The sequence below is a fragment of the Streptomyces huasconensis genome (assembly GCF_021028635.1).
Taxonomy (GTDB): domain Bacteria; phylum Actinomycetota; class Actinomycetes; order Streptomycetales; family Streptomycetaceae; genus Streptomyces; species Streptomyces huasconensis.
This window is the reverse complement of record NZ_CP086119.1, coordinates 7,488,335-7,502,310: the sequence shown is the minus strand read 5'-3', so window position 1 is coordinate 7,502,310 and position 13,976 is coordinate 7,488,335. Positions and strand designations below refer to the sequence as shown.

Below are 13,976 nucleotides of genomic sequence, written 5' to 3'. Positions count from 1 at the left end.
CCTTGGCCGGAGCAGGCGTTCGGTGGGCTTTCAGTGGGCCACGGCGGCGGCGCCGTGCTCGTCGACCAGGGCGCCGGTGGTGAAGCGGTCGAGGGTGAAGGGCGCGTTGCAGGGGTGGGGTGCGCCGGTGGCGATGGTGTGCGCGTAGCACCAGCCGACGCCCGGTGTGGCCTTGAAACCGCCCGTTCCCCAGCCGCAGTTGAGGTAGAGGTTCTCGACGGGTGTGAGTCCGACGATGGGCGAGGCGTCCGGGGTGACGTCGACGGTGCCGGCCCAGGTGCGCAGCAGGTGGGCGCGGGCGAAGACGGGGAACAACTCCAGCGCGGCGGCCATCTGGCGTTCGAGGATGTGGAAGGCGCCGCGCTGCCCGTATCCGTTGTAGCTGTCGATGCCGGCGCCCATGACCAGCTCTCCCTTGTGGGCCTGGGAGACGTACACGTGCACGGCGTTCGACATCACCACGGTGGGGTGCACCGGTTCGAGGAGTTCGGAGACCAGCGCCTGCAGCGGGTGGCTCTGGAGGGGCAGGGGCAGGCGCAGGCCGGCCATGGAGGCGAGTACCGAGGAGTGCCCCGCGGCGGCGAGGGCGACCTTCCCGGTGGCGATGCGGCCGCGAGTGGTGCGCACGCCGGTCACGCGCCCGCCCTGGATGTCGACCCCGGTGACCTCGCAGTCCTGGATCAGGTCGATGCCGTACGCGTCGGCCCTGCGCGCGAACCCCCAGGCGACGTAGTCGTGCTTGGCGATGCCCGCGCGGGGCTGGTAGGTGGCGCCGAGCACCGGATGGCGCGCGTCGGGCGAGGTGTTGACGATCGGGCAGATCTCGGCGACCTCGGCCGGTTCCAGCCACTCGGCGTCGATGCCGTTGAGCCGGTTGGCGTGGACGCGGCGCTTGCTGTCGCGGATGTCCTGCGGGGTGTGGGCGAGGTTGAGGACCCCGCGTCGGCTGAAGAGGACGGGGTGGCCAAGGTCCTCTTCGAGGGTCTCCCACAGCTTCAGCGCGTGCTCGTAGATGCCGCAGCTCTCGTCCCAGAGGTAGTTGGAGCGGATGATGGCGGTGTTGCGGGCCATGTTGCCGCCCGCGAGCCAGCCCTTCTCCAGGACCGCGATGCCGGTGATGCCGTGGTTCCTGGCCAGGTAGTAGGCGGTGGCCAGGCCGTGCCCGCCGCCGCCGATGATGACGACGTCGTAGGACGGCTTGGGGTCGGGGTTGCGCCACAGGAAGTCGGGCGGGCCTGGCAGGACGTCGCCGGGCGTGGCGGCAGCGTTGTCGTGCGGGTGCATACCGGCGACCTCCGGACCGGGGTCTGAGGGACGGCTGAGCCTGATGAACCACCAGGCCTTGATGAACCACAAGCCTGATGGACGACTGATATATCAACCTGCTGTTGCGCTACGCTAGGAGGGCGGATCGGGCGGCGTCAAGGGAGGGATGCGCGGTGACCTCTTCCACTGCCGGTCAGGGCTCTGCCCGTCAAAGCTCTGCCGGTCAGGGCCGGGGCACGCTGGCCGACAAGGCCTACCGCTCCCTCGCGGACCGCCTCGTGACCCTCCGCATCCGCCCCGGCGAGCCCCTCAACGACGAGCGGATCGCCGCCGAACTCGGCTTCGGGCGCACCCCGGTCCGCGAGGCGCTCAAGAGGCTGGAGCACGAACGCCTCATCGTCTCCTACCCCCGGCGCGGCACGTTCGCCGCCGAGGTGCAGATCGCCGATCTCCGCCACCTGTCGGAGGTACGTCTGCAACTGGAGCCTCTAGCCGCGGCCCTGGCCGCCGAGCGGGCCGGCGAGGACGACCGCGCCGGACTCAGCCGGTTGCTGGAACGGCTCGCCGAGGCGTCCGGCGGCGAGAGCGACCTGATCCGGCTGGACATGACCCTGCACCGGGCGATCTACGCCGCGACCCGCAACCCCTACCTCGAAGACACCTTGATCAGGTACGACAACCTGGCCACACGGATCTGGTGCCTGTTCCTCGACCGCCTGCCGGGGCTGGCGGGCCACGTCCACGAGCACGGGCCGCTGCTGCGCGCCGTCATCGACCGCGACGCGGAGAAGGCCAGGGCTCTCGCGGCGAACCACGTGGAAGGGTTCGAGGCGGCGATCCGCGGCGTCATCTGACCGCCGTCTCACGGCCGCGGAGGAGCGCCTGGCACCCGAACGCCCCTCTGCTGTTGGCAGGGCGGCGCGGCTGCGGGTTTGCTGGACGACGAAGTACGCGCGTCGCGTCGCCGCGGTCCGTGCTCGTCGTTCTCGTACGACGCCACCGGCCGTTCTCGCATGACGCCTCCGGCCCGGGGAACCCGCGCACCGGAACCTCTTGGTCCCCATCCATTCATCACCAGTTGCCACAAGGAGAGAGTCATGCGGGCACTGACGTGGCACGGCAGGCGCGACGTGCGGGTCGAGACCGTACCGGACCCGGTGCTGAAGGAGCCGACCGACATCATCGTCCGCGTCACCTCCACCGGCATCTGCGGATCGGACCTGCACCTGTACGAGGTGATGGGCCCGTATCTGGACGCCGGTGACATCCTCGGCCACGAGCCCATGGGCATCGTCGAGGAGATCGGTCCCGGGGTGACGGAGCTGGCCGTGGGCGACCGGGTCGTGGTGCCGTTCAACGTGTCGTGCGGCGACTGCTTCATGTGCGACGCCGGTCTGCACTCCCAGTGCGAGACGACGCAGAACCGCGACCAGGGCACGGGCGCCTCGCTCTTCGGCTACACGAAGCTGTACGGGCAGGTGCCCGGCGGTCAGGCGGAGCTGCTGCGGGTGCCGTTCGGCAACACCCTGCCGATCAAGGTCCCCCAGGGCCCGCCCGACGACCGGTTCGTGTACCTCTCCGACGTCCTGCCCACCGCCTGGCAGGCCGTGGAGTACGCCGCCATCCCGCCCGGCGGCACCGTGACGGTGCTGGGCCTCGGGCCGATCGGCGCGATGGCCGCCCGTATCGCCCTGCACCGCGGGGCGAGCCTGGTGGTGGGCGTCGACCTGGTCCCCGAGCGGCTGAGCAGGGCGGCGCGGGACGGCGTCAAGGCCCTGGATCTGCGCCGCCACGGCAAGGACCTCGGTGACGCGGTGCGCGACCTGACGAAGGGGCGTGGCACGGACGCCGTCATCGACGCCGTCGGCATGGAGGCGCACGGCGCGCCGCTGGTCAAGGCCGCGCAGTGGGGCGTGGGCATGCTGCCGGACGCCGTCGGCGCCAAGGTCATGGAGAAGGTGGGCGTCGACCGGCTGGGCGCCCTGTACGCGGCGATCGACCTCGTGCGCCGGGGCGGCACGATCTCCCTCTCCGGGGTGTACGGCGGCGCAGCCGACCCGATGCCGCTCCTGACCATGTTCGACAAGCAGCTCCAGCTGCGCATGGGCCAGGCCAACGTCAAGCGCTGGGTCGACGACATCCTGCCGCTGCTGACCGACGACGACCCGCTCGGCGTCGACGGTTTCGCCACCCACCACCTCTCCTTGGAGGAGGGTCCGAAGGCGTACGCGACGTTCCAGGCGAAGGAGGACGACATGATCAAGACACTCCTCCGGCCGTGACCGGCCGCACGTCTGACCGGCCGCACGTCTGACGGGCCGTTCATCTGACCGGCTTGCACGAACCGAGCGATCCATGGAGGCCGCAGTGGGCCAGGCATCACCTTTCCCCGGCCGGGGCGTCGGCGGCCGGGGCACCGACAGCCTGCACGGGCAGTCGGCCGTCGTGGCCGGCGGCTCCCGGGGGCTCGGGCTCCTCCTGGCGGACCGGCTGGCCGCCCGGGGCTGCGCCGTCACGCTCGCCGCGCGCGACGGCGCCGAACTCGACCGGGCGCGCGCCAAGCTCCTCCAAAGGCAGCCCGGGGCGACCGTCCGTACGGCGGTCTGCGACCTGCGTGAACAGGCCGACGTACGGGATCTCTTCACCGCCACCCGGGACGCCTGCGGCGGCGTCGACCTCGTCATCGCGAACGCCGGCATCATCCAGGTCGCCCCGGTGGAGTCCCTGGACGCGGCGGACTTCGACGACGCGATGCGGTCGATCTTCCACGCGGCCCTGCACACCTCCCTCGAAGCCCTCCCCCACCTCAAGGAGAGCGCGAGCGGCGGGCGCCTCGCGCTCATCTCCTCCGTGGGCGGGCTGCTGGGTGTCCCGCATCTGGTGCCGTACGCGTGCGCCAAGTCCGCGGTCGGCACGCTGGCCGAGGGGCTGCGGGCCGAGATGTCGGGGACCGAGGTGAGCGTGACGGCCGTGTACCCCGGTCTGATGCGTACGGGGTCCCATCTGCACGCCATGTTCGGCGGCGCGCAGCGGCAGGAGTACGGGTGGTTCTCCACGGTGGCGAGCACCCCGCTGGTGTCGATGAGCGCGCGGCAGGCGGCGGAGCGGATCGTGCGTGCCACCGTCCGGCGCCGGGCCCGCCTGGTCCTCACGCCCGCGGCGCGCGCCGCCGACCTGGCGCACGGGATCGCCCCGGCGACCACCACCCGGCTGAGCGGGCTCGCGGCACGCCTGCTGCCGCGCGCGCCCGCGCACCCCCACGGCATGCGCGCGGGCGAGGACATCGACCCGCCGCGGGGGCCGGTGGCGCGGACCGTCCAGCGGGCCGGGAGCGCGCTGAACGAACGAGCCGCCGACGCGTACAACGAACGGGACCGGGACACCCGAGGAGGGTGAACCCGGCACTCGTCGCAGGGGGACCGGAAAAGCTGGGCGACATGCCCGAAAGGAGGCCGCGCGGAGTCCGCGAGTGACCCCCGTGGCCATGAGAGAGCGAGGTCACCATGCCTGCTGGAGCCAGCAACAAGCGTGAACGCCAGTACGAGCACATCAAGGAGAGCGCCGAGGAACGCGGCGCCTCCAAGGGCCGGGCCAAGGAGATGGCGGCCCGTACGGTCAACAAGGAGCGGGCCCGCTCCGGAGAGTCCAAGACGGCGAGCAAGACCTCGCTGAAGGACCCGAAGTCCGCGTCGCAGCGGGGCGGGGAGCGCTCGCACAGCGGCTCGCAGGGGCCCACCAAGGACCAGCTCTACGAGGAGGCCAAGAAGAAGAACATCGACGGCCGTTCCTCGATGAACAAGCAGCAGCTGAAGAAGGCGCTCGGGCGCTGAGCGAAGGCCGTCCACGGCCGTAGCGTTCACGGGTGTACGGGTGTTCACGGCGGGTGTCCGCCGCCGTGAACACCCGCCGCCGCGTTCAGGCCGCGGCCCGCCCCTTGCCGAGCGCCTCGATCAGCTGCTCGCGGGTCATCTTCGAGCGGCCCGGGATCTTCGCGTCGGTCGCGCGCCGGTACAGCTCGCTCTTGGTGAGCCCGGAGACGTCCTCCTGCCGCTCCCGTTCCCGTTCCCGGGGCCGCGCGGTGCCGCTCTTCGCCCGGTTGCGTTCGACGCTCTGCTGCAGGGCCGACATCAGGTCGATGACGTTGGTGGCCTCCGGCGGGCCCGCCTCGCCGACGATCTCCTTGCCCTCGCGCTTGGCCTCGACGAGTTCCTTGACGCGCTCCTCGAACGTGTCGTGGTAGTCCTCGGGGTGCCAGTCGACGGTGAGCGCGTCGATCAGCTGCCGCGCGGTCTTCAGTTCGCGGGACGTGACCTTCTGGCGCCGGTCGGGCAGGGCCGCGACCTCCTCGCGCGGGTCCCGCACCTCGTCGGCCCAGCGCATGGTGTGCATGACCAGGACGTTCTCCTGGGCGCGCAGCGCGGTCAGGTACTGCTTGCCGCGCATCGTGAAGGTGGCGATCCCCGCCTTGTTCGCCTCTGCGAGGGCGGCGCGCAGCAGTTCGTAGACCTTGAGGTACTCCTTGCCGCGCGGCGCGACGTAATAGGTCCGGTCGAAGTAGACGGGTTCGATCTGGTCGAGGTCGACGAAGCCGGTCATGTCGACCACCTTCGACTTGCCCGGGGCGATGTCGTCCAGCTCCTCCGGTTCGATGACGACGTACTCGCCGTCCCCGAGGTCGTATCCCTTGACGATGTCGCGGCTGTCGACCTCTTCGCCGGTGCGTTCGTTGATCCGCTTATAGCGGATGCGGTCGCCGGTGCCGCGTTCGAGCTGGTGGAAGTGGACGGTGTGGTCCTCCGTGGCCGTGAACAGGCCGACGGGGACCGTGACCAGCCCGAAGGTCAGCACGCCGCTCCAGATCGATCTCGCCATCACCCATCGCCTCCTTCGGCCCCCCGGTGGTCACGTCTCTCGCCGGTCAGCCGCTCGACGAGCGCGGCGGCGGTCCCGGCGCGGCCGACGGCCTCGCGCACCGCGCGCTCGGCCGCCCGCGCCCGGTCCCGCGCCGCGCGCTCCTCGGCGCGGGCGCCGCGGTGCCGCTCCTCGGTCCGCTCGCGCTCCCGGGCGAGTTCTTGGAGGCGCCGCTCCAGCTCTTCCGTCCGCTTTCCGGCCTGCTCCGCGGCGCGGTCGGCCGCCGCGGCCTCCTTCTCGCGGTCCCGGAGCCGCCGCTCTGCCTCCGCCGCGTCCCGGCGGGCCTCGGCGAGCTTCTGCCGCCGCCGCTCCTCGGCCCGCTCGTCCCGCCCACCGGGTGAGGGCTTGGCCGGGGCCCGGCGCGGTGGGGCGGCATCGTCGGCGGCCGCGACGACGTCGAACCCGGTGGCCCCGCTGAGCGCCTTGGTGAGGCGCCCCGAGGCCCAGGCCCGGGCGGCCCGCTCGTCGGCGAGGACCGTGTGCAGGGTCTCTTCGATCTCGCGCCTGGCGCCTTCGCCGAGTGGGTGGCCGGCCTCCTCGGCGAGCCCCGCGGCCTGGCTCGCCAGCGCGTGGATCAGGGCGTGCTGCTGCCGGGACAGTTCGCGCAGCCGCTCCCCGTCCAGGCCGCGGTGCGCCTGGCGCAGTCCGTCACCCAATTGGACGAGCGGTTCCACTTCGCCGGGCTGCTCGCGTACGAGGAGGTTGCTGGCCCAGGCGGCGAGGCTGGGGCGGCGCAGGCCCTTGATCTGCTCGGCCAGGGCACGGTCGCCGTCCTCGCGGGCCTGTGCCGCGTGCCGGTCCCGGGCGGCGGTGAACTCGTCCGGCCGCAGCCCGTACAGCTCGTCGGCGACGGTCTCCAGGTCCACGGCCGCCCCCTTCCTCCCCGTCGCTTTGTCATGCTGGGCCAGTTATGTGGTGATTGTTCCGGGATGCCGGTGGACCCAAAACCCGCCTCGTCCGGTTTCGACCGCTGATCCGGTGAAAAGCGAGAAACGACAGCACAGGGGGACACAGCACAACCGGGAGATGCCTATGCGCGCCGTCACCGTCCGTCCGTCGTCCGCCGGCTCCCTCGCCGTGCGCGACGTCCCCGATCCCGTCCCCGGCGCCGGTGAACTACTGGTGGACGGGGTGGCGGTCGGGGTGTGCGGCACCGACAAGGAGATCGTCGCGGGCGACTACGGATGGGCCCCGCCCGGCGAGGACCGGCTGATCCTCGGCCATGAGTCACTGGGCCGGGTGCGCGAGGCGCCGCAGGGCAGCGGGTTCGCCGCCGGTGACCTGGTGGTCGGAGTGGTGCGGCGTCCGGACCCGGAGCCGTGCGGGGCCTGCGCGCACGGCGAGTTCGACATGTGCCGCAACGGCCGCTACACCGAGCGCGGCATCAAGGAGCGCCACGGCTACGCCAGCCAGGCATGGACCGTGGAGAGCGAGTACGCCGTACGCCTCGACCCCGGCCTGGAGTCGGTCGGGATGCTGCTGGAGCCGGCCACGGTGGTGGCCAAGGCCTGGGAGCAGGTGGAGCGGGTCGGCGGCCGGGCGTGGTTCGAGCCGCGCCGGGCGCTGGTGACCGGGGCGGGCCCGATCGGCCTGCTCGCGGCGCTGCTGGGCGTGCAGCGCGGCCTGGACGTCCACGTACTCGACCAGGTGAGCCGGGGTCCGAAGCCGGACCTGGTCGCGGGGCTCGGCGCGACGTACCACAGCGAGGACATCGGCGAGGTGACCTCGGCGCTCCGCCCCGACGTGGTGATCGAGGCCACCGGAGCGGGCTCCCTGGTCTTCGCGTCGATGGCGGGCACCGCGACGTACGGGGTCGTGTGCCTGACCGGCGTCTCGCCCGCGGGGCGGAAGCTGTCGGTGGACGCCGGCTCGATCAACCGGGACCTGGTCCTGGAGAACGACGTGGTCGTGGGCTCCGTCAACGCGAACCTCCGCCACTACCACCAGGGCGCCGAGGCCCTGGCCAAGGCGGACCGCGCCTGGCTGGAGCGGATGATCACCAGGCGCGTGCCGCTGGAGCGCGCCGCCGAGGCCTTCACCCCGCAGGACGACGACATCAAGGTCGCCATCACCCTCACCTGAGGACGGCCGCCGTGCGGACGCTGTGGGCGAGGCGAGCCGTGCGGGTGGCGACGTCGACCGTGTACGCGTCGACGGCCATCGCCCGTCCGGACACCTTCAGGACCATGAAGCCGTGGTCGGAGAAGTTCTGCCAGGCGGCCGGGTGGCCGAAGTGGGCTCTGCCGTCACCGGCCTTGGCGGCGGCCCCGCACACGATCTGCCGCGTGCCGCCGGTGCGGGTGGTCGGCTCCAGGATCTGCAGCGTGTGGTCGTGCCCGGACAGGATCAGGTCGGCGCGCCCGCACACCACTTCCTCGTACAGCTCCTTGAGGTGGATGCCGCTGGTGTAGTGGCCGATCACGAAGCCGTCGTACGAACCGGCGCTGCCGTGCTTGCCGTTGTTGAGGTAGGGGTGGTGCCCGAGGACGATCTTCCAGCGCGCCCGCGACGCCGTGAGCGCGCCCTCCAGCCACCTGCGCTGCTCGCGCATGTAGGGGCCGTCCCACCGGTAGTGCGGGTCGAGTTGGGCGACGTACGAGGAGACGGGGTTGGTGTCGAGGGCGAAGAACTCCACCAGCGGGCCGCCCCCGTCGGCCGCGGGCAGCGCGACGTTGTAGTAGCGGCTCGGCATGTACCAGCGGGGGGAGCCCTTGGCGTACGAGACCTCGCGGTCGCCGCGCGAGGGGTCGCCGCCGCTGCCCGGGATCAGGCCGGAGCAGTCGTGGTTGCCGAGGACCATCAACCACGGCATGTCCAGACCGGAGTTGGGGTCCTCGAACTTGGTGCGGAACTCCGAGTCGTGGTCGGACTCGGGGCCGTTCTCGTAGATGTTGTCGCCGAGGCCGACCGCCAGGGAGACCTTCTCGGCGCGGCAGACCTCACGCGCCGCGGCGGCCACCGCGTGCTGCGCTTCCTCGCCCGTACCGGCGTCACCGGTGAGGAGCACCGCGTACTCCCCGGACCGGTTCGGCGCGGCCGGCAGCGGGAACTTCCCGTCGCGTGCGGCCGCGGCGGCCCGCGTCCCGCCGCCCGGCAGGACCGTCAGCGCCGCGGCCCCCGCGACCACGCCGCCGAGCACGGCCCGCCGCCGGGGCGCCCGCATGGCGCGGACCCGCTCCCCCACCGGTCCTTCGGCGAGGGCCGGGTCCGCCCGCAGCCACTGTTCCTCCGTCATGTCCGCGCTCGGCGGTATCAACTCGTCGTCGCACATGGGGGGTTTCTCTCACGGCGGGGCGTGAGGTTGGTGGGGGTCCGATGAACTCCTGGTGGACGTCCGGCCACGGGCGGCGCCTCAGACCGCCGCGGTGTCCGCGATCTGCGCCCCGGCCGTCCCGTCCGTCCCTTTGGCGAACTGCGTCCGGTACAGCTCGGCGTACCGCCCGTCCAGCGCGAGGAGTTCCTCGTGCGTGCCGCGCTCCACGATCCGTCCGGCCTCGACGACGAGGATGAGGTCGGCGGAGCGCACGGTCGACAGCCGGTGGGCGATGACCACGGCGGTGCGGCCGGCGAGGGCCTCACCGAGGGCCTCTTGGACGGCGGCCTCGGAGGTGTTGTCGAGGTGGGCCGTCGCCTCGTCCAGGATGACGACTCGCTGGCGGGCGAGGAGCAGCCGCGCGATGGTCATCCGCTGCCGCTCGCCGCCGGAGAGCCGGTAGCCGCGCTCGCCGACCACGGTGTCCAGGCCGTCGGGCAGGGAGCGCACGAGGTCGTCGAGCCGGGCGCGGCGCAGCACGTCCCACAGTTCGTCCTCGCTCGCGCCGGGCCGGGCGAGGAGCAGGTTGTCGCGGATGGACTCGTGGAAGAGGTGGCCGTCCTGGGTGACCATGCCGAGGGTGGCCCGCATGGAGGCGGCGGACAGGTCCCGTACGTCGATGCCGCCGATCCGCACGGTTCCCTCGTCGGCGTCGTACAGCCGCGGCAGCAGTTGGGCGATGGTCGACTTGCCCGCTCCGGAGGAACCGACGAGGGCGACGGTCTGGCCGGGTTCGGCGCGGAACGACACGCCGTGCAGGACCTCTTCGCCTCCCCGGGTGTCGAGGGCGGCGACCTCTTCGAGGGAGGCGAGGGAGACCTTGTCCGCCGCCGGGTAGGCGAAGCGGACGTCGTCGAACTCGACGGCCACGGGCCCGTCGGGGACCGGTACGGCGTCCGGCTTCTCCTCGATGAGCGGCTTCAGGTCGAGGACCTCGAAGACCCGCTCGAAGCTGACGAGGGCGCTCATCACCTCGACGCGCGCCCCCGCCAGGGACGTCAGCGGCGCGTACAGCCGGGTCAGCAGCAGGGCGAGCGAGACGATGGCGCCGGCCTCCAGCGTGCCCTCCAGCGCGAAGTAACCGCCGAGGCCGTAGACGAGGGCGAGGGCGAGCGCCGAGACCAGCGTGAGCGCGGTGATGAACGCGGACTGCGCCATGGCGGTGCGTACGCCGATGTCCCGCACCCGGCGGGCTCGCGCGGCGAACTCGGCGGACTCGTCGCCGGGCCGGCCGAAGAGCTTGATCAGGGTGGCGCCGGGCGCGGAGAAGCGCTCGGTCATGCGCGTGCCCATGGCGGCGTTGTGGTGCGCGGCCTCCCGCTGGAGCTTGGCCATGCGGGCGCCCATGCGGCGGGCGGGCACGATGAAGACGGGCAGCAGGACGAGCGCGAGCAGGGTGATCTGCCACGAGAGCGTGAGCATGACGGCGAGGGTGAGCAGCAGGGTGACGATGTTGCCGACGACGCCGGAGAGCGTGTTGCTGAAGGCGCGCTGGGCGCCGATCACGTCGTTGTTCAGGCGGCTGACCAGGGCGCCTGTGCGGGTGCGGGTGAAGAAGGCGACGGGCATGCGCTGGACGTGGTCGAAGACGGCGGTGCGCAGGTCGAGGATGAGGCCCTCGCCGAGGTTCGCCGACAGCCAGCGGCTGAGCAGGCCGAGTCCGGCCTCGGCGAGCGCGATGGCGGCGATCAGCAGGGCGTAGCGCACGACGGTCGAGGAGTCGGCGCCGGAGACGATGGCGTTGACGACTCCGCCGGCCAGGACGGGTGTGGCGACGGCCAGCAGCGCGGTGACGACGCTCAGGAGCACGAAGTACCAGATGCGGCGGCGGTGGGGCCGCGCGAAGGCGCCGATGCGGCGCAGGGTGGCGCGGGCGAAGGGACGACGGTCCTGCTGCGCGTTCATGACGCTGTGCAGCTGACTCCAGGCGGTGACTTCCATGCTCATGAGGGGAACGTTAAGACCTCGACCAAACTTGAGGTCAAGGGTTCACCCGCACGCGCGACTCTCGTCGCTCCGCCCCCTGCCGCGTCTGTTGACCCGGGTGTACCAGGAACGTACTTTCGCTTCAACTCTTGCGGCCGCTCCAGAAGTTGGCCCCGCCCCGAGGTGAGAAGGCGAACGCATGCGTGATGTACGAAGGCGTACTCTGCTGTCCGCGATCGGCGCCACGACGGCCGCGGTGGGCGCCGCCGGGGCAGCGGGGACGGGCCCCGCGCACGCCGCGCCCGGCCGCCCGGGACCGGCCCCCGGACCCCACGACCACCGCGTCCGGCAGCTGCTGGACCGTATGACTGTCGAAGAGAAGCTGGGGCAGCTCCAGCAGTTGCCGTGGGGCTGGGACACGGGTCCCGGTGGCGGCGCGTCCGAAGCCGCCGCGAAGGCCGAGGAGGAGGCTCGCGCGGGCCGGCTCGGCTCCGTCCTGAGCATCTTCGGCGCGAGGACAACCAACGCCCTCCAGCGCGTCGCCGTCGAGGAGTCCCGGCTCGGGATTCCGCTGGTCTTCGGGCTCGACGTCATCCACGGCTGCTGGACGACGTTCCCGGTCCCGCTGGCGCAGGCCGCGAGCTTCGACCCGGACGTGGCGCGGACGGACGGCGAGGTCTCGGCCGCGGAGGCGCGTTCGAACGGCGTGCACTGGACGTTCTCGCCGATGATGGACGTGACGCACGAGCCGCGCTGGGGCCGCGTCGCCGAGAGCAACGGCGAGGACCCCTACCTGACGGCGGCCTTCGCCACGGCGAAGGTGCGGGGTTACCAGGGCGATCCTGGCGAGGGTGGCTCCGCGGCCTATGGCGCGCGGAACCGCGTCGCCGCCTGCGCCAAGCACTTCGTCGCCTACGGCGGTGCCGAGGGCGGCCGCGACTACAACACCGTGGACGTCTCGGAGTCGCGCCTGCGCAATCTTTACCTGCCGCCGTTCAAGGCGGCGCTGGAAGCCGGCGCGGCCACGGTGATGGCCTCCTTCAACACCATCAGCGGCGTCCCCGCGCACGGCAACTCCCACACGCTGACCGACATCCTGAAGAAGGAGTGGGGCTTCGACGGGGTCGTCGTCAGCGACTGGAGCGGCGTCCAGGAGCTGATCCCGCACGGGTTCGCCGAGGACGGCGCCGCGGCGGCCCGCCTCGCCCTCGACGCGGGCGTCGACATGGAGATGACCAGCACGCACCTGGTCACGTACGGCAAGAAGCTGCTGCGCGAGGGGAAGATCGACGGCCGCCGGCTCGACGACGCGGTCGCCCGCGTCCTGCGCCTCAAGTTCGACCTCGGGCTCTTCGACGATCCGTACGTCGATGAGGGCGACGCCATCCACGGGCCGACCGCCGCCACGCGCGAGGCGGCCCGCAAGACGGCCGCGCGCTCGATGGTCCTCCTGAAGAACGACGATCACCCGGCGGGCAGGGGTCACCCGGGAGGCAAGGGCAAGGTGCTTCCGCTGAAGCCGTCCGTCCGGTCCCTCGCGGTCGTCGGCCCGTTCGGTGACTCCGACGACCTCCTCGGCACCTGGTCGTTCCCGGAAGCCGTGAAGAAGTACCCCTCGGTGACGGTCCTGGACGCCGTCCGGCGCGCGGCTCCGGGCGCGAAGGTGACGTACGCGCGTGGTGTGGACGCCGAGGGCGCGGACATGGGCGGCATTCCGGAGGCGGTGGCCGCGGCGAAGGCGGCCGACGTGACCGTGGTGGTGGTCGGGGAGCCGCCCGCGCTGAGCGGTGAGGCGGCGTCGCGCAGCGACATCGGCCTGCCCGGCGGGCAGGAGAAGCTGGTGGCCGCCGTCGCCGCGACCGGGAAGCCGTTCGTGGTCGTCCTCGTCAACGGCCGTCCGCTGACCATGAGCGGCTGGCTGGACGCGGCCCCCGCCGTCCTGGAGGCCTGGCATCCGGGTCTGGAGGCGGGTAACGCCATCACCGACGTGCTGTTCGGCGAGGTCGTCCCCGGGGGCAAGCTGCCCGTGTCGTTCCCGCGCGCGGTCGGCCAGATCCCAGTCCACTACAACCACGAGTCGACGGGCCGCCCCTACGACGCCGGCAACAAGTACTCCTCGAAGTACCTGGACCTGCCCCCCGACCCGCAGTTCCCGTTCGGCCACGGCCTGAGCTACACGACGTTCGCCGTCGGCGAGCCGAGGCTGAGCCGCGAGCGGATCGCGGCGCGTGCCTTGCGCGAGGGCGACACCCTGGAGGTCTCGGTGAGCGTCACGAACACCGGGGACCGGGCGGGCGACGAGGTCGTCCAGCTGTACGTCCATGACCTCACCGCGAGCATCACGCAACCGGTACGCAAGCTGCGGGGCTTCCGCCGGGTCACGCTGGAGCCCGGCGCGTCCCGCACGGTCCGCTTCCGGATCGGCGCCGACGACCTCGGCTTCTGGACCAACGCGCCGGACGGGGAGTTCCGCGTCGAGGAGGGCGCGGTGGACCTCTACGTGGGCGGCAGCTCGCGGGCCACGGCCAGGCGGAGGCTGACGATCACCTGACGGAGGAGG

At 72.2% G+C, this 13,976-nt stretch carries 11 protein-coding genes; 6 read left to right on the top strand and 5 right to left on the bottom strand.

What is annotated here, in order from left to right; translation table 11 throughout:
* Nucleotides 1-30: 30 nt before the first annotated feature.
* The gene (locus tag J2N69_RS33485) at nucleotides 31-1,284 is read right to left on the bottom strand and encodes a sarcosine oxidase subunit beta family protein (RefSeq protein ID WP_230904064.1); all 1,254 of its coding nucleotides are present in this window, start codon (nucleotides 1,282-1,284) and stop codon (nucleotides 31-33) included.
* 155 nt (nucleotides 1,285-1,439) lie between these two features.
* Between J2N69_RS33485 and J2N69_RS33480 the strand changes: the two genes are divergently transcribed.
* The 4 genes from J2N69_RS33480 to J2N69_RS33465 all read left to right on the top strand — a co-directional run bounded on the left by J2N69_RS33480 (nucleotide 1,440) and on the right by J2N69_RS33465 (nucleotide 5,096).
* Nucleotides 1,440-2,120 (top strand): GntR family transcriptional regulator, encoded by a 681-nt coding sequence (locus J2N69_RS33480; protein WP_408056845.1) that lies wholly within the window; start codon nucleotides 1,440-1,442, stop codon nucleotides 2,118-2,120.
* Between the two features lie 243 nt (nucleotides 2,121-2,363).
* A complete protein-coding gene (locus J2N69_RS33475; protein ID WP_230904063.1) occupies nucleotides 2,364-3,548 on the top strand; it encodes an alcohol dehydrogenase catalytic domain-containing protein in 1,185 nt (394 codons plus the stop codon).
* A 73-nt stretch (nucleotides 3,549-3,621) separates the two neighbouring features.
* Nucleotides 3,622-4,662, top strand: a complete 1,041-nt coding sequence (locus tag J2N69_RS33470) for an SDR family NAD(P)-dependent oxidoreductase (protein WP_230904062.1) — start codon at nucleotides 3,622-3,624, stop codon at nucleotides 4,660-4,662.
* A 107-nt stretch (nucleotides 4,663-4,769) separates the two neighbouring features.
* A complete protein-coding gene (locus J2N69_RS33465) occupies nucleotides 4,770-5,096 on the top strand; it encodes a plasmid stabilization protein (RefSeq protein WP_230904061.1) in 327 nt (108 codons plus the stop codon).
* A gap of 85 nt (nucleotides 5,097-5,181) precedes the next feature.
* Here the strand turns inward: J2N69_RS33465 and ku are convergent, their stop codons facing one another.
* Together ku and J2N69_RS33455 are read right to left on the bottom strand one after the other, a co-directional pair.
* Entirely contained in the window at nucleotides 5,182-6,138 is a 957-nt protein-coding gene (ku, locus tag J2N69_RS33460; protein WP_230904060.1) for a non-homologous end joining protein Ku, read from the bottom strand.
* The gene (locus tag J2N69_RS33455; RefSeq protein WP_230904059.1) at nucleotides 6,138-7,043 is read right to left on the bottom strand and encodes a hypothetical protein; all 906 of its coding nucleotides are present in this window, start codon (nucleotides 7,041-7,043) and stop codon (nucleotides 6,138-6,140) included. Before J2N69_RS33455 ends, ku begins: the two co-directional genes overlap by 1 nt.
* Before the next feature lie 166 nt (nucleotides 7,044-7,209).
* On the opposite strand from J2N69_RS33455, the gene J2N69_RS33450 reads away from it, so the two are divergent.
* Nucleotides 7,210-8,259, top strand: coding sequence for a glucose 1-dehydrogenase (locus J2N69_RS33450; protein WP_230904058.1), 1,050 nt, complete (start codon nucleotides 7,210-7,212; stop codon nucleotides 8,257-8,259).
* Here J2N69_RS33450 and J2N69_RS33445 read toward each other — a convergent pair.
* Both J2N69_RS33445 and J2N69_RS33440 read right to left on the bottom strand, forming a co-directional pair.
* Nucleotides 8,252-9,448: a metallophosphoesterase gene (locus tag J2N69_RS33445; RefSeq protein WP_230904057.1), complete on the bottom strand. Its 1,197-nt coding sequence runs from the start codon at nucleotides 9,446-9,448 to the stop codon at nucleotides 8,252-8,254. The two genes, J2N69_RS33450 and J2N69_RS33445, sit on opposite strands and share 8 nt — an antisense overlap.
* An 81-nt stretch (nucleotides 9,449-9,529) precedes the next feature.
* Nucleotides 9,530-11,431, bottom strand: a complete 1,902-nt coding sequence (locus tag J2N69_RS33440) for an ABC transporter ATP-binding protein (RefSeq protein WP_230904984.1) — start codon at nucleotides 11,429-11,431, stop codon at nucleotides 9,530-9,532.
* 184 nt (nucleotides 11,432-11,615) lie between these two features.
* On the opposite strand from J2N69_RS33440, the gene bglX reads away from it, so the two are divergent.
* Complete coding sequence (bglX, locus tag J2N69_RS33435) at nucleotides 11,616-13,967, top strand: beta-glucosidase BglX (protein WP_230904056.1); 2,352 nt, start codon at nucleotides 11,616-11,618, stop codon at nucleotides 13,965-13,967.
* Nucleotides 13,968-13,976: the final 9 nt, after the last annotated feature.